Origin of the sequence: Sphingopyxis sp. (assembly GCF_035944815.1) — a bacterium.
In the GTDB taxonomy this organism is placed as follows: Bacteria; Pseudomonadota; Alphaproteobacteria; order Sphingomonadales; family Sphingomonadaceae; genus Sphingopyxis.
Genome location: NZ_DASZAU010000013.1, coordinates 328,999 through 344,397, shown reverse-complemented (window position 1 = coordinate 344,397; position 15,399 = coordinate 328,999). Strand labels below are relative to the sequence as shown.

General features: G+C 64.9%; 14 protein-coding genes. 9 read left to right on the top strand and 5 right to left on the bottom strand.

Annotated elements, in window-relative coordinates; genetic code table 11:
• Positions 1 to 67 precede the first annotated feature (67 nt).
• Entirely contained in the window at positions 68 to 496 is a 429-nt protein-coding gene (locus VGU00_RS19065) for a YbaY family lipoprotein (RefSeq protein WP_327471363.1), read from the top strand.
• Positions 497 to 510: 14 nt separating this feature from the next.
• Here VGU00_RS19065 and VGU00_RS19060 read toward each other — a convergent pair whose 3' ends face one another.
• The gene (locus VGU00_RS19060) at positions 511 to 942 is read right to left on the bottom strand and encodes a hypothetical protein (RefSeq protein WP_327471361.1); all 432 of its coding nucleotides are present in this window, start codon (positions 940 to 942) and stop codon (positions 511 to 513) included.
• Positions 943 to 1,040: 98 nt separating this feature from the next.
• On the opposite strand from VGU00_RS19060, the gene ppc reads away from it, so the two are divergent.
• Positions 1,041 to 3,710, top strand: coding sequence for a phosphoenolpyruvate carboxylase (gene ppc / locus VGU00_RS19055; protein ID WP_327471359.1), 2,670 nt, complete (start codon positions 1,041 to 1,043; stop codon positions 3,708 to 3,710).
• Between the two features lie 112 nt (positions 3,711 to 3,822).
• Here the strand turns inward: ppc and VGU00_RS19050 are convergent, their stop codons facing one another.
• The 4 genes from VGU00_RS19050 to VGU00_RS19035 form a co-directional block, all read right to left on the bottom strand.
• Complete coding sequence (locus VGU00_RS19050; protein ID WP_327471357.1) at positions 3,823 to 4,341, bottom strand: hypothetical protein; 519 nt, start codon at positions 4,339 to 4,341, stop codon at positions 3,823 to 3,825.
• 154 nt (positions 4,342 to 4,495) lie between these two features.
• Complete coding sequence (locus VGU00_RS19045; protein WP_327471355.1) at positions 4,496 to 5,299, bottom strand: SDR family oxidoreductase; 804 nt, start codon at positions 5,297 to 5,299, stop codon at positions 4,496 to 4,498.
• Between the two features lie 144 nt (positions 5,300 to 5,443).
• Positions 5,444 to 6,562: an acyl-CoA dehydrogenase family protein gene (locus VGU00_RS19040; RefSeq protein WP_327471353.1), complete on the bottom strand. Its 1,119-nt coding sequence runs from the start codon at positions 6,560 to 6,562 to the stop codon at positions 5,444 to 5,446.
• A gap of 3 nt (positions 6,563 to 6,565) precedes the next feature.
• Positions 6,566 to 7,747 carry an acyl-CoA dehydrogenase family protein gene (locus VGU00_RS19035; RefSeq protein WP_192647583.1) on the bottom strand — a complete coding sequence of 394 codons (1,182 nt, stop codon included), beginning with the start codon at positions 7,745 to 7,747 and terminating at the stop codon, positions 6,566 to 6,568.
• Between the two features lie 169 nt (positions 7,748 to 7,916).
• Here VGU00_RS19035 and VGU00_RS19030 point away from each other — a divergent pair, with 169 nt between their 5' ends.
• From VGU00_RS19030 to VGU00_RS19000, 7 genes are all read left to right on the top strand, one after another.
• Positions 7,917 to 8,774 (top strand): SDR family oxidoreductase, encoded by an 858-nt coding sequence (locus tag VGU00_RS19030; RefSeq protein ID WP_327471349.1) that lies wholly within the window; start codon positions 7,917 to 7,919, stop codon positions 8,772 to 8,774.
• Positions 8,771 to 10,234 carry an MFS transporter gene (locus tag VGU00_RS19025; protein ID WP_327471347.1) on the top strand — a complete coding sequence of 488 codons (1,464 nt, stop codon included), beginning with the start codon at positions 8,771 to 8,773 and terminating at the stop codon, positions 10,232 to 10,234. Before VGU00_RS19030 ends, VGU00_RS19025 begins: the two co-directional genes overlap by 4 nt.
• Positions 10,235 to 10,344: 110 nt before the next feature.
• Entirely contained in the window at positions 10,345 to 11,634 is a 1,290-nt protein-coding gene (locus VGU00_RS19020; protein WP_327471346.1) for an acyl-CoA dehydrogenase family protein, read from the top strand.
• A gap of 21 nt (positions 11,635 to 11,655) precedes the next feature.
• Positions 11,656 to 12,747 carry a Zn-dependent alcohol dehydrogenase gene (locus tag VGU00_RS19015; protein ID WP_327471344.1) on the top strand — a complete coding sequence of 364 codons (1,092 nt, stop codon included), beginning with the start codon at positions 11,656 to 11,658 and terminating at the stop codon, positions 12,745 to 12,747.
• Positions 12,744 to 13,811, top strand: a complete 1,068-nt coding sequence (locus VGU00_RS19010; RefSeq protein WP_414713579.1) for a phosphotransferase family protein — start codon at positions 12,744 to 12,746, stop codon at positions 13,809 to 13,811. The genes VGU00_RS19015 and VGU00_RS19010 overlap by 4 nt, the downstream gene beginning before the upstream one ends.
• Positions 13,808 to 14,584, top strand: coding sequence for an SDR family oxidoreductase (locus VGU00_RS19005; protein WP_327471342.1), 777 nt, complete (start codon positions 13,808 to 13,810; stop codon positions 14,582 to 14,584). Before VGU00_RS19010 ends, VGU00_RS19005 begins: the two co-directional genes overlap by 4 nt.
• On the top strand, positions 14,584 to 15,387 hold the full coding sequence (locus VGU00_RS19000) for an SDR family NAD(P)-dependent oxidoreductase (protein ID WP_327471770.1): 804 nt from the start codon (positions 14,584 to 14,586) through the stop codon (positions 15,385 to 15,387). Before VGU00_RS19005 ends, VGU00_RS19000 begins: the two co-directional genes overlap by 1 nt.
• Positions 15,388 to 15,399: the final 12 nt, after the last annotated feature.

Genomic DNA, 15,399 nt, shown 5'->3' with positions numbered 1-15,399 from the left:
CGGGACAGCATGGGTTCACCTCGATGGCACTAGGCGGCCGCCAACCATCGAAAAAAGGAGAAACATCATGGTTCGCGTCACCCGCGTCCTCGCCGCCAGTGCGATCGCCGCCCCCCTGCTCGCCGCCTGCGCGACGCTCATGCCGCCGTCCGAAGCGCCGGTGTCGGTCACCGGCAACATCACCTATCGCGAGCGCATGGCATTGCCCCCGACGGCGCAGGTCGAAATCCAGCTTTCCGACGTCAGCCTGATGGACGCACCGTCGAAGACGATCGCGCAGCAGTCGTTCACCGCCGACGGCCGGCAGGTGCCCTTCGCCTTTTCGCTGACCGTCGACGAGCGCAAGCTCGACCCGCGCGGCCGCTATTCGGTTTCGGCGCGCATCACCGACGCGTCGGGGAAGCTGATGTTCATCACCGATACGCATAATGGCGTGACCTTCGACGGCCGCCCGCGGATCGATATGGGCACGCTGGTCATGGTGCGGACGCGCTGACCGCATCAGCCCTGCTATTCGGAGCGGGGTCTTTGCGGCATCCCGTTCAGGGGCGCCTGCAAGTGAAGCGTGATGTTCCGCGCTTTCCATTCCCCCGCTCCGACGATTTTCAGACGCACGTTTTCGGGACCGTATTTTTCGATTTTGGCGATAATATTTCCGACCGCGCCGATGGTCGAGTTCTGCGTTGATCGCGACGTAATGGCCCAAATCGGCTCCATATCCACGCCCGAAGCCAATTCGAAAGCCACCGGTTCGCACTTCGGTTCGTTATAGTCGAACGCGAGGTTGGTATGACCATCGGAATAAATCGCAACCTCGGCAAACTCATAGGTTCGATCGATCACAAGGTCGCGAGCATCGCAAATGGATTGCGGATTTTGCCCGGCGCAAGCCGTCTGCAAAACCATCGGCAACAAAAGCATCGTCGGAAATAATGGCCGCACAGCCTCTCCTCTTCATGGGGACAGCATTAGGCGGTTAAGCTAGGCATAGCTATGCGCGGCTTGACCCTGCTTCTTCGCAGGTGCAGCAAGCTGGGCCCATGGGCCCGCCTATCCAGATCTCGCAAAATCCCGACATCCGCTATTTGGGGCGGATCCTCGGCGACGTCATCCGCGCCTATGGCGGCGACAAATTGTTCCGCCAGACCGAATATATCCGCTCGTCGAGCGTCGACCGGCACCGCGGGATCGCGGGCGCCGAGGCGATCGATCCGGGGCTCGATGCGCTGAGCCTCGACGACACGATTTCTTTCGTGCGCGGTTTCATGCTGTTTTCGATGCTCGCCAACCTTGCCGAGGACCGGCAGGGGGTCGCCGCCGAACCCGAGGCGACCGTCGCGGCGGCGATCGCGAAGCTGAAGGGCGACGGGATCGACGGCGATGCGATCGCCGCGCTGCTCGGCGCCTCGCTCGTCGCGCCGGTGCTGACCGCGCATCCGACCGAGGTGCGCCGCAAGTCGGTGCTCGACCACAAGAACCGCGTCGCCGAACTGATGCGGCTGCGCGATGCCGGGGAGGGCGAGACGCCCGAGGGTGATGTGATCGAGGAAGCGATCCGGCGGCAGGTCGTCCTCCTCTGGCAGACGCGCCCGCTGCGCACGCAGAAACTGTTTGTCGCCGACGAAATCGACAATGCGCTCACCTATTTGCGCGACGTCTTCCTGCCCGTGGTACCCAAACTCTATGCGCGCTGGGAAAAGGAGCTGGGGCAGCGCCCCGCGAGTTTCCTGCGCGTCGGCAGCTGGATCGGCGGCGACCGCGACGGCAATCCCTTCGTCACCGCCGAAACGCTGCAACAGGCGACGTCGCGCAACGCCGCCGCAGTGATCGGCCATTATATCGACCAGGTCCATGCGCTCGGCGCCGAACTATCGGTGTCGTCGAGCCTCGCCGCGGTGCCCGAGGCGGTCGAAGCGCTCGCCGAGGCGAGCGGCGACGGCGCCGCAAGCCGCGGCGACGAACCCTATCGCCGCGCGCTGTCGGGCATTTATGCGCGGCTGTCGGCGACCTATGTCGCGATCACCGGCAAGGCGCCGCCGCGTCCCGCGCCGCTGAAGGGCGAGGCTTATGCAACCCCGGCCGATTTCCGCCGCGACCTCACCACCATCGCGAGCGGGCTGGCATCGAGCGGCAAGGGGCAGTTCACAGGGATCGGCGCGCTCGGGCGGCTGATCCGCGCGGTCGAGGTGTTCGGTTTCCACCTCGCGACGCTCGACATGCGGCAGAACAGCGCGGTGCACGAGCGCGTGCTCGCCGAATTGTTCAAAATATCGGGGGTCGAGGCCGACTATCTGGCGCTGGACGAGGAGGCGCGTGTCGCGCTGCTACGCCGCGAGCTCGCCGTCAACCGGCCGCTCGCGGCGAGCTGGCACGAATGGAGCGAAGAGACCGCAGGCGAACTCGCGATCGTCCACGCCGCCGCCGCCGTGCGGAAAAAACTCGGCAACGACGCGATCGTCCAGTGGATCATCAGCAAGGCCGAGAGCCTGTCCGACCTGCTCGAGGTCCATGTCCTCGCGCGCGAGGGCGGGCTGTGGTCGTCGGAAAGCACCGACACGCTGATGGTCGTGCCCCTGTTCGAAACGATCGCCGACTTGGACGACGCGCCCGCGATCATGACCGCCTATTTCGCGCTGCCCGAAATCGCCCCGCACGTCGCGGCGCGCGGGCATCAGGAAGTGATGATCGGCTATTCGGATTCGAACAAGGACGGGGGCTATATGACCTCGACCTGGGGGCTGCACCAAGCGTCGGCGGCGCTGACCCCGGTGTTCGAGGAAGCCGACACGGCAATGCAATTGTTCCACGGCCGCGGCGGCGCGGTCGGGCGCGGCGGCGGCAGCGCCTTTGCCGCGATCCGCGCGCAGCCCGCGGGAACGGTGCAGGGCCGCATCCGCATCACCGAACAGGGCGAGGTGATCGCCGCCAAATATGGCACGATCGACAGCGCGGCAACGAACCTTGAGGCGATGGTGTCGGCGAGCCTGCTCGCGAGCCTCGAGCCCGAGGCGAAGAGCGGTGCCGACGGCGCGCGCTTTGCCGAGGCGATGGACGCGCTCTCGGATACCGCGTTCGGCGCCTATCGCGGGCTCGTCTACGACACGCCGGCGTTCCGCGACTTCTTTCGCGCGATGACGCCGATCGCCGAGATCGCGGGGCTCAAGATCGGGTCGCGGCCATCGAGCCGCACCAAATCGACCGCGATCGAGGATCTGCGCGCGATCCCCTGGGTGTTCAGCTGGGCGCAGGCGCGCACCATGCTGCCCGGCTGGTACGGGACGGGTGAGGCGTTCGCAGGCTTCGGCGACAAGGCGCTGCTCGCCGACATGGCGGAAAGCTGGCCCTTCTTCGCCGCATTGCTCGGCAATATGGAGATGGTGCTCGCGAAATCGGACATGGGGATCGCGGCGCGCTATGCCGAGCTCGCGGGGCATATCGACGGGCATGAAGCGATTTTCGGCCGCATCCGCGACGGGTGGCACCGCGCGCATGACGGGCTGCTCGACATCACCGGCCAGACGCGGCTGCTCGAGAAGAATCCGGCGCTCGAGGCGTCGATCCGGTTGCGGCTGCCCTATATCGAGCCGCTCAACCTGCTCCAGATCGAGCTGATGAAGCGCCACCGCGCGGGCGAAACCGACCCGCGCATCGCCGAGGGTATCCAGCTGACGATCAACGCGATCGCGACGGCGCTTCGGAACAGCGGCTAAGGGCCCCACCAATCCCGTCACCCCGGCGAAGGCCGGGGTCTCGACCCCTCGCCAGTACGCAACGGCGAGATCCCGGCCTTCGCCGGGATGACGATCATAGGGTTGGTGAGACTCAGACCTTCGTGATCACGACCTCGCCCTTGGCGGTCGCGCCGTCGGGGACGAAGTTGATGCGGAAGTCGGCGCCGTCCTTGTCCTTGCCCGCGAGCGTGTCGCCGGTGCGGGTGACCTTGACGCCCTTTTTCGCGAATTCGCCCGCCATCCAGTCGGCGGCTTTGGTCGGCGCGGCGGGCGAGGTGAAGCCGAGTTTGACCGTCGCCGTGTCGGCGCCATTCTTGTCGGTCGCGTCGACGTCGACCTTGGTGATCTTGCTGCCCGGGTAGAGCTTGACCCCGTCGATATCGAAGTCACTCTCGATATCGAGATCGACGAAATCGGGGACGTCGATATTGATCGCAGCGCCGCCGCCGCCGATCTTGATCTTGCCGCCGTCCTTGCCGGTCTCGATATTGACGCCGCCATGCTCGTCGCCGGCGTTGATCGACACTTGGGTGCCTTCGCCGGATTTCTTCTCTTCCGACCCGCAGGCGGCGAGGAGCATCATCGGTGGAATCAGGAAGGCGAGACGCATGGACAATCTCCTTGGTGGATTAGTTGCATAATACACCTTCGAGATAGTCGAGTCAAATTCCTCCTTCGTCACCCCGGACTTGATCCGGGGTCCCGTTATTCGATGGCACGAAGCGGGATGCCGGATCGAGTCCGGCATGACGAGAAAAGGGAAGTCAGGCGTCGATGCTGGTCTTCAAATCGCCGTGGACAAGCCCGCCGTCGACGGTGATCGTGTCGCCGACGACATAGTCGCCCGCCTTCGACGCGAGGAAGATCGCGGCGCCCGCCATATCCTCGGGCACGCCGATGCGCTTGACCGGGATGCTTTTTGCCACCGCGTCGCCGTGGTCGCGCGCAGCCTTGTTCATGTCCGACTGGAAGGCGCCGGGCGCGATCGCGGTGACGAGGATGTTATCGGTCACGAGACGCGCGGCGAGGCGCTTGGTGAGGTAGAGGATCGCGGCCTTCGAGGCGTGGTAGCTGTAGGTTTCCCACGGATTGAGCCGCTGGCCGTCAATCGAGCCGATATTGATGACCTTTGCCGGGCGCGCAGCACTGCCGCCCGCCTTGAGCAGCCCGTGGAGCGCCTGCGTCAGGAAGAAGGGCGATTTGACGTTGATGTCCATCACCTTGTCCCAGCCCGCCTCTGGGAAGCCCTCGAACGGTTCGCCCCACGCCGCCCCGGCATTGTTGACGAGGATGTCGAGGTGTTCCTCGCGCGCTTCGAGTTCCTTGGCGAGCGCGCGGCAGCCTTCGACGGTCGAAAGATCGACGGGCAGGCCGATGACCTTGCCGGGGTAGCGCGTTTCGAAATCGGCGACGGCCTCCTCGATCTGCGCCGTCTTGCGCGCCGAGATATAGACGCGCGCGGCGCCCGCGGCGAGATAGCCCTCGACGATCATCTTGCCGATGCCGCGCGAACCGCCGGTGACGAGCGCGATGCGGCCGTCGAGGCCGAACATGTCATTGAGGTTCATTGTCGTTCTCCGATATTCCCCTCCCGCTTGCGGGAGGGGTTAGGGGTGGGCCAGCGACGGTGCGGTTGCCCACCCCGCTGCGAGTAGCGAGCAAGCTCGCAACTCTCGCTGCCCCTCCCGCAAGCGGGAGGGGATAGGTTCAACTCAGTACCCGTTCATGCGGGCGACCTGGTCGATGTGATAATGCACATCGCCCATGTATTCGGCGAGCGCGCGGTCGCGTTTCATATAGAGGCCGATGTCATATTCGTCGGTCATGCCGATGCCGCCGTGCATCTGCACGCCTTCGCGCACCGCGAGGTTGGCGGCGCGGCCGGCCTTGGCCTTCGCGACCGAGACCATCAGCTTCGCGCCTTCGCTGCCCTGATCGAGCAGTTCCTGCGCCTTCATCACGGTGGCGCGCGCGACTTCCATCTCGCCATAGAGATGCGCGGCGCGGTGCTGGAGGCCCTGGAACTCGCCGATCAGCTTACCGAACTGCTTGCGTTCCTTGAGGTAGGTGACGGTCATGTCCATCGCGCCCTGCCCGACGCCAACCATTTCGGCGGCGGCGCCGGTGCGGGTCGCGGCGAGCAAAGCGTCGAGAATCTCGCCGCCCGCGTCGACCTCACCGATCACCGCGTCGGCATCGACCTCGACGCCATCGAGCGTGACATGGCTCGCGAGGCTGGAATCGACGAGGCGGCGCGGATCGGCAGTGACGCCCTTGGCATCCTTCGGCACCGCGAACAAAGTGATGCCGCCGTCGGTCTTCGCCGCGACGATGCTGACATCGGCGACATGTCCATGAAGAACGAAGCTCTTCTTGCCGTCGAGGCGGAAGCCGTTCCCGGCGCGCGTCGCGGTCGTCGCGATGCGGTCGGGACGGTGCTTGGCGCCCTCGTCGATCGCGAGCGCGACGATCGCCTCACCCGATGCGATCGCAGGGAGCCAGCGCCCCGCCTGCGTGCCGCCCGCCTTCGCGAGCGCGGCGACGGCGCCGACGCTCGTCGACAGGAAAGGCGACGGCGTCAGGTTGCGGCCGATCTCCTCGAGCACGATGCCCGCCTCCATATGCCCCATGCCGAGCCCGCCATGCGCCTCGGGAACGAGCATGCCGGGCAGGCCCATTTCGGTGAACTGCGCCCAGAGATCGCGCGAAAAGCCGGTCGCGTCGGCGGTGTCGCGCAGCTTACGGAGATGCGAAACGGGAGCCTGTTCGGCCACGAAGGGGGCGACGCTGTCCTTGAGCATCGCCTGGTCGTCATTGTGATACAAAGGCATGGGTCAGGCTCCGGGCAGGTCGAGGATACGCTTGGCGATGACGTTGAGCATGACTTCGCTCGTCCCGCCTTCGATCGAATTGGCCTTGGTGCGCAGCCAGCCGCGCGCGCGGGCGCCGCCCTTCGTCTCTTCGCTGTCCCATTCGAGCGCTTCGCTGCCGCCGCCCGACATCACCAGCTCGTGACGCCGCTTGTTGAGCTCGGTCCCGACATATTTCATCATGTTCGAGCTCGCCGGATGCGCGCGGCCGGTCTTCCACATGTCCATGAAGCGTTCGCCCATCGCGCGGTAAGCAAAGACATCGACGTCGAACGCCGCCATTTCGGCGCGCAGGATCGGGTCGTCGAGCTCGCCGGCCGCATTCTTGCCAAACGCCTTGGCGAAAGCGCCCCCGATGCTGACCATGTCGCCGCCGGCGCCGCCGCCCGAGATCATCTCGCGTTCGTGGCCGAGCAGATATTTGGCGACGTCCCAGCCGCGGTTGATCTCGCCGACGAACTGCGTCTTGGGCACCTCGACATCGTCGAAGAAGGTTTCGCAGAAAGGCGAATTGCCCGAAATCAGCAGGATCGGCTTGGTGGTGACGCCCTTGCTCTCCATGTCGAAGAGCATGAAGGTGATGCCCTGATATTTGTTCGCCTTGTCGGTGCGGACGAGGCAGAAAATCCAGTCGGCCTTGTCGGCGTAGCTCGTCCAGATCTTCGACCCGTTGACGACCCAGTGATCGCCCTTGTCTTCGCCGAAGGTCTGCAAGCTGACGAGGTCGCTGCCCGAACCGGGTTCCGAATAGCCCTGGCACCAACGAATCTCGCCACGCGCGATCGGGTTGAGGTAATGGACCTTCTGCTCCTCGGTGCCGAATTGCAGCAGCGCGGGGCCAAGCATCCAAATGCCGAAGCTGTCGAGCGGCGAGCGCGCCTTGATGCGCTTCATTTCCTGTTTGAGGATCTTGGTCTGCTCGGGCGTCAGCCCGGCGCCGCCATAAGGCTTTGGCCAGTCGGGTACAGTATAGCCCTTCGCGACGCAGGCATCGAGCCACGCTTTCTGGGCGGCATTCTTGAATTTGAAATTGCGTCCGCCCCAGCAGACGTCGTCCTCGTCGCGGATCGGTTCGCGCATTTCGGCGGGGCAGTTCGCCTCCAGCCATTCGCGCACCTCGGTGCGGAAAGCGTCCAGTTCGCTCATCCTTTTGGCTCCTCTTCTGCCCCAAATCTACGTCCGCTTCGCTACTTTACGCAAGCGTCAACTTGGCGCGTCGAAGCGACGCTACGGCGCCGTAACGGAAGGTTGAGGGCCGTTGACGGGGGCCGCTTCGCGCCTAAGCTAAGTGGCAAAAGAAAACGGGAGCAGAGATATGCGATTCGCAGGCAAGGTCGCCGTCGTCACCGGCGCGGCATCGGGTATCGGCAAGGCAAGTGTCCTCAAACTGGCGGGCGAAGGCGCGCATGTGTTTGCCGCCGACATCGACGAAGCGGGCGGTCGCGCGCTCGCCGAACAGTCGAACGGCAAGATCGACTTCGTGCGATGCGACGTCACCGTCCCGGCCGATATCGAGGCACTGATGAACGCCGCTGCGGCGAAGGCCGGCGGGATCGACATCGTCTTCAACAATGCCGCCGCGGGCGGCGACCGCGCGCCGATCGACGAGATCAGTCCCGAAGGCTGGGACCGCACGATGGACCTTGTCCTGAAATCGGTCGCGATGGGTATTCGCTACGCCGCGCCCCACATGAAGGGGCGCAAGGGCGCAAGCATCGTCAACACTGCGAGCGTCGCCGCGCTCGGCGCGGGCTACTCGCCGATCGCCTATGCCGTCGCGAAGGCCGGCGTGCTGCATCTCTCCAAGGTCGCGGCAACCGATCTGGCGCAATATGGCATCCGCGTGAACGCGATCTGCCCGGGCTTCATCAACACCAATATCTTCACCGCCTCGCTCGACGTGCCGGGCGAGTTCAAGACTCAGGCGAATGCGGTGATCGCCGAGATGAGCGCGAACGCGCAGCCCGTCGCGCGCGGTGGCCAGCCCGAGGATATCGCCAACGCGGTCGCCTATCTCGCGAGCGAGGAATCGAGCTTCATGACGGGCACGCACCTGCTCGTCGACGGCGGGCTGACAATCGGGCAGCGGCATGCGTGGGACAAGGAAACGCCGGGCATGTTCGACGCCCTGCTGGCGATGGAGGAAGCGGCGAAAGCCGGAGCCGCGGCGTGAACGCGGCGAGTGTCGCAGCACCCAAGGCCGAACGCCTGCCCGTCTGGTTGAAGGTCACGCACGGGCTCGGCAGCATCGCCTATGGCGTCAAGGACAATGGGTTTTCGACCTTCCTGCTGCTCTTCTACAACCAAGTGATCGGGCTCGACGCGGGGATCGTCGGGTTCGCGATCATGGTCGCGCTGATCGCCGACGCTTTCGTCGATCCGGTGATCGGCGAACTCACCGACCGCACGCGCAGCCGCTGGGGCCGCCGCCTGCCCTGGCTCTATTTTGCGCCGATCCCGCTCGCGGTCGCATGGATGCTGCTGTGGAGCCCGCCGTCGGAGATGAGCGACGCGATGACGATCGGCTGGCTGATCGGCTTTGCAATCATCGTCCGCTCGCTCGTGTCGATGTGCGAAGTGCCGTCGGTCGCGATCGTTCCCGAGCTGTCGTCCGATTATGACGAGCGAACCGTCGTGATGCGCTATCGCTATCTGTTCGGATGGGGCGGTGGATTGCTGATCCTCTGGCTTGCCTACGCGATCTTCTTCAGCGGCGAACTCGGCCTCGTCGATCCGGCGGGCTATTTCCCCTACGCGCTGACCGGCGCACTGCTGATGGCGGGCGCGGTGCTGCTTTCGGCGGCGGGACAGCACAGCCGTATCGCGGTGTCGAACCTCGACCAGCCCAAGCCGGCGGCGAAGCTCAGCCATGTCTTGCGCGACATGCGCGACACGCTGTCGAACCGTGCCTTTTTGTGGCTGACCTTCGCGGCGCTCTTCGCCTTCATCAACCAGGGCATCACCTTCTCGATGACCAATTATCTGCTCGGCTTTTTCTGGCAGCTGACCGGCGCGGAGATGAGCCTTTACGTCTTCCTGCTGTTCGGAACGATGATCGCCGCCTTCCTGCTCGTCGCGCCGCTGTCGGCAAAGATGGGCAAGAAGGGCGGCGCGATCCTCGCCGGCGCGATCGCACTGCTCGTCAACAGCGGCATGTATCTGATGTGGATTCAGGACGTCTTTCCCGGTCTGCCGGGCAAGCCCAGCGTCGCGGCCTTTTTCGGCATGGTCTTCGTCGGCAACACATTCTCGATCATCCTGATGATCCTCTCCTCGTCGATGATGGCCGATGTCGTCGAGGCGTCGCAGGGCGAGACGGGACGCCGGTCCGAAGGCCTGTTCTTCGCGGGCTATTTCTTCATGCAGAAATGCGCGACCGGCGTCGGCATCTTCCTTGCCGGGCAGATATTGTCCTTCGCCGCCTTCCCTGCCGCCGCGAAACCGGGCGAGGTCGGCGATGCGGTGCTCACCAGCCTTGCCTCGAGCTATGCGCTTGCGATCCTCGTCATCGGGACGATCGGCCTGATCGTGATGCGCAAATTCCCGATCTCGCGCGCCGATCATGAGGCGCGGCTGGCGCTGCTCGACGACACCGCGCGCGCCGAGCCCGATGCGAGCGGGGCGCACCCGTAAGCGAAAAATGCGCGACATGACCAAATGAGGTAATTTTCGGACCGCAGGACTTGGCAAGGCCGGCGAATCGGTCCAAGGGTTTACGTGAACGTAAAGGGAAGGATGCGGAGATGGATTTCGATCTCACCGACCGGCAGGTCTATTGGCGCGACCGGGTGCGCGACTTCATCGAACGCAAGGTTCGCCCCGCCGTTCCGACCTATTATGAACAGGACAAGGTGGGCGACCGCTGGAAGGTCATCCAGATCGTCGAGGACCTGAAGGCCGAGGCCAAAGAGGCCGGCATCTGGAACCTGTTCATGCCGCCGCGCAGCGCCGCGCACCACCATGTCGACGAAACGTTCGAGTTCGAAGGCCCGGGCCTCACCAACCTCGAATATGCGCTGTGCGCCGAGGAAATGGGCCGCGTCGGCTTTGCGAGCGAAGTCTTCAACTGCTCGGCGCCCGACACCGGCAATATGGAGGTGTTCCACCGGTACGGAACGCGCGCGCAGAAGGACAAATATCTCGGCCGGCTGATGAACGGCGAGATCCGCTCGGCGTTCCTGATGACCGAACCGCGCGTCGCCTCGTCCGACGCGACCAACATCGAGACGCGGATTGAGCGCGACGGCGACGACTATGTGATCAACGGCCGCAAATGGTGGTCGTCGGGCGCAGGCGATCCGCGCTGCGAAGTCGCGATCGTGATGGGCAAGACCGACTTTGCCGCGAAGCGCCACGCGCAGCAGTCGATGGTGCTCATGCCGCTGAACACCCCCGGCGTGAACATCCTGCGCCACCTGCCCGTCTTCGGTTATGACGATGCGCCGCACGGCCATATGGAAATCGAATTGAAGGACGTCCGTGTCAATGCCGAGGAAGCAATGCTGCTCGGCGAAGGCCGCGGCTTCGAGATCGCGCAGGGGCGCCTCGGGCCGGGGCGTATCCATCACTGCATGCGCACGATCGGCGTGGCGGAAGAAGCGATCGCCAAGATGGCAAAGCGCCTCCAGTCGCGCGTTGCGTTCGGGAAAAAAGTCGCCGAATACAGCATCTGGGAACATCGTCTGGCGCGCGCGCGCATCGATATCGAGATGACGCGCCTCCTCTGCCTCAAGGCGGCCGACATGATGGACAAGGTCGGCAACAAGACCGCCGCGGCCGAGATCGCAATGATCAAGGTGCAGGCACCCAACATGGCGCTGAAGATCATCGACGATGCGATCCAGGCGCATGGCGGCGGCGGCGTGTCCGAAGATTTCGGGCTGGCCAAGGCCTATGCGCACCAGCGCACGCTACGCCTTGCCGACGGTCCCGACGAAGTCCACGAACGCGCGATCGCGCGCATCGAATTCGCCAAGCACAGCGAAGCGAGCGAGCCGGGCTTTTCGTCGGGCGACATCGGCGTTTCACGTTAAAACCAGAACCGGAGAGATAGTGTGACCAAAGCCGCGATCCTGATCGAGCCGGGCAAGCCTTTGTCCGTCGAGGACGTCGTCGTCGCCGATTGCGGTCCGCACGAGGTGCGCATCCGCACCGCCGCGTGCGGGCTTTGCCATTCGGACCTGCATTTCATCGACGGCGCCTATCCGCACCCGCTACCCGCGATCCCCGGCCATGAGGCGGCGGGCATCGTCGAGGCGGTCGGCAGCGAAGTGCGTACGGTCAAGGTCGGCGACGCGGTCGTCACCTGCCTGTCGGCTTTCTGCGGCCATTGCGAGTTCTGCGTCAGCGGGCGCATGTCTTTGTGCATGGGTGGCGATACGCGGCGGCCGGCGGGATCGGCCCCGCGCATCACGCGCCCCGACGGATCGCCGGTGAACCAGATGCTCAACCTCTCGGCCTTTTCGGAAGTGATGCTCGTCCACGAACATGCGTGCGTCGCGATCGACCCCGATATGCCGCTCGACCGCGCGGCGGTGATCGGCTGCGCAGTGACGACGGGCGCGGGCACGATCTTCAACGCGTGCAAGGTGACGCCGGGCGAGACCGTCGCGGTCGTCGGCTGCGGCGGCGTCGGGCTCGCGACGATCAACGCCGCGAAGATCGCGGGCGCGGGGCGCATCATCGCCGCCGATCCGGTTCCCGAAAAGCGCGCGCTGGCGGTCAAGCTTGGCGCGACCGACGTCGTCGACGCGCTGTCGGACGATGCCGCGAAGCAGATCCTCGAGATCAGCAAGGGCGGCGTCGACCATGCGATCGAGGCCGTGGGCCGCCCCGCTTCGGCCAGCCTCGCGGTCGCCTCGCTGCGCCGCGGCGGCACCGCGACGATCCTCGGCATGATGCCGCTCGCCGAAAAGGTCGGGCTCAGCGCGATGGACCTGCTGTCGGGCAAGAAATTGCAGGGCGCGATCATGGGCGGCAACCGCTTCCCCGTCGACATCCCGCGCCTCGTCGACTTCTACCTCCGCGGGCTGCTCGACCTCGACTCGATCGTCGCCGAGACGATCCCGCTCGCCAAGGTCAACGAAGGCTTCGACAAGATGCGAAAGGGCGACGCCGCACGGTCGGTGATCGTGTTCGACCAGTGACGCTCGACGCGCAAAAGGCCTTCAGCGGCACCGTCGCCCCCGAAGGCGCCGACTTGCTCGACGAGGCGAAGCTGACCGCATGGATGGAAACCAATGTCGAGGGCTTCGAAGGTCCGCTGACGCAGGGCAAATTCGCCGGCGGTCAGTCGAACCCGACGTACAAGATCTCGGCTCCGTCGGGCAATTATGTCCTCCGCCGCAAGCCTTTCGGCCCGCTGCTTCCCTCGGCGCATGCGGTCGACCGCGAGTATAAGGTGCAGTCGGGGCTGCATAAGATGGGTTTTCCCGTCGCGCGCCAGTACGGCCTCTGCACCGACGACGATGTCGTCGGCAGCTGGTTCTATGTGATGGGCATGGTCGACGGGCAGACGATCTGGGACGGCGCGATGCCGGGATCGACGCCGGAGAACCGCCGCGCGACCTATGAGGCGATGATCGATACGCTCGCCGCGCTGCACAGCGTCGACATCGAGGCGGCGGGGCTGTCGGACTTCGGCAAGCCCGGCAATTATTTCGGCCGGCAGGTCGACCGCTGGACCAAGCAGTACCGCCTCTCCGAAACCGAGACGATGGACGAGATGGAGCAGCTCATTAGCTGGCTGCCCGCAACCTTGCCCGAGCAGACGCGCACCAGCGTCGTCCATGGCGACTATCGCATCGACAATATGATCTTTGCGAAGGATCGCCCGCAAGTGCTCGCGGTGCTCGACTGGGAGCTGTCGACGCTCGGCGACCCGCTCGCCGATTTCACCTATGTGGCGATGGCATGGGTCACCGAGAATGGCGGCCGCTCGGGGGTCTCGGACCTCGACCGCAAGGCGCTCGGCATTCCCGAGCTCGACGAGATGGTCGAGCGTTATTGCCAAGCTACCGGCCGCGACGGCGTGCCCGACATGAACTGGTATTTCGCCTATAATTTCTTCCGCCTCGCGGGGATCATCCAGGGCATCAAGAAGCGCGTGATCGAAGGCACCGCCTCGTCGCAGCATGCCAAGGACATGTCCGAACGCGTCCGTCCACTCGCCGAAAAGGCGTGGGACTTTGCACGAAAGGCCGGCGCATGAGCCTGTTCGACATGACAGGGCAGGTCGCGCTGATCACCGGATCGTCGCGCGGCATCGGCAAAGCGACCGCCGAAGCGATGGCCGAACAGGGCGCGAAGGTCGTGATTTCGAGCCGCAAGCAGGACGCTTGCAACGCGACCGCTGCCGAGATCAACGCGAAGTTCGGTGACGGCACCGCGATTTCGGTCGCCGCCAATATCTCGTCGAAGGACGACCTCCAGAATCTGGTGAACGAGACGCGCGCCGCCTTCGGCAAGATCACCGCGCTCGTCTGCAACGCGGCTTCGAACCCTTATTATGGCCCCGGTCTCGGGATCAGCGACGATCAGTTCCGCAAGATCATGGACAATAATATCCTGTCCAACCACTGGCTGATCACGATGGTCGCGCCCGAAATGCTCGAACGCGGCGAAGGGTCGATCACGATCATCAGCTCGATCGGCGGGCTCAAGGGATCGCCGATCATCGGCGCGTACGGAATTTCGAAAGCCGCCGACATGCAGGTCGCGCGCAATTTCTCGGTCGAGTTCGGCCCGCGCGGCGTGCGCGTCAACTGCATCGCGCCGGGGCTGGTGCGCACCGACATGGCGCGCGCCTTGTGGGAAAATGAAGAGAATCTGCGGCGCTCGACCGCCGCATCGACGCTGAAGCGCATCGGCGAGCCGCACGAGATCGCGGGCGCCGCGGTCTTCCTTGCCAGCAAGGCTGGCGCATTCACCACCGGCCAGACCATCGTATGCGATGGTGGAGCCACGATTTCGGGAGGCGCATGATGGGCGCGTTGGACGGCAAGGTTGCGATCATCACAGGCGCCGGCAGCGGCATCGGCCGCGCGAGCGCGCTGCGCTTTGCCGCCGAGGGTGCGAAGCTCGTCATCGGCGATAAGACGGCGGCCGTGCATGACACGGCAAAGCTGGTGAAGGATGCCGGCGGCGAGGTCGTCGCGCTCGAGATCGATGCCGGGGTCGAAGCCGATGTCGCCTTGCTCGTCGCTGCTGCGAAGGAAAATTTCGGCGCGATCGACATCGCCTTCGCCAACGCCGGGATCATCGGCGACATGGGCGGCATCTTCGATTTCGATCCCGCCCAATGGGCCGAAACGTTGCGCGTCAATCTGATCGGTCCGGCATTGATGGTGAAGCACGCCGGCAAGGCGATGGTCGATCAGGGGCGCGGCGGCGCGATCGTGCTGACCGCGAGCGTCGCCGGGATCAATTCGGGCGCGGGCCCGGGTGCCTATTCGGCGTCGAAGGCGGGGGTGATCAACCTTGCCAAGGTCGCGGCGCAGCAGCTGTCGACGAGCGGCGTGCGCGTCAATGCGGTGTGCCCCGGCCTCACCGAAACGGGAATGACCAAGCCGACCTTCGATTATGCCAAGGCCAAGGAGGTCACGCACAAGCTCGGCCAGCTCAATCCCTTGCGCCGCGCCGCGCAGCCCGAAGAACTGGCGAATGTCGCGCTGTTCCTTGCGAGCGATCAGGCAAGCTATGTCAATGGACAGGCGATCGCGGTCGATGGCGGCCTGACGAGTTCGCATCCGGTGACGCGCCAGTTGCTTGGCCAGACCTCGCACTGATAGATCGGCCGC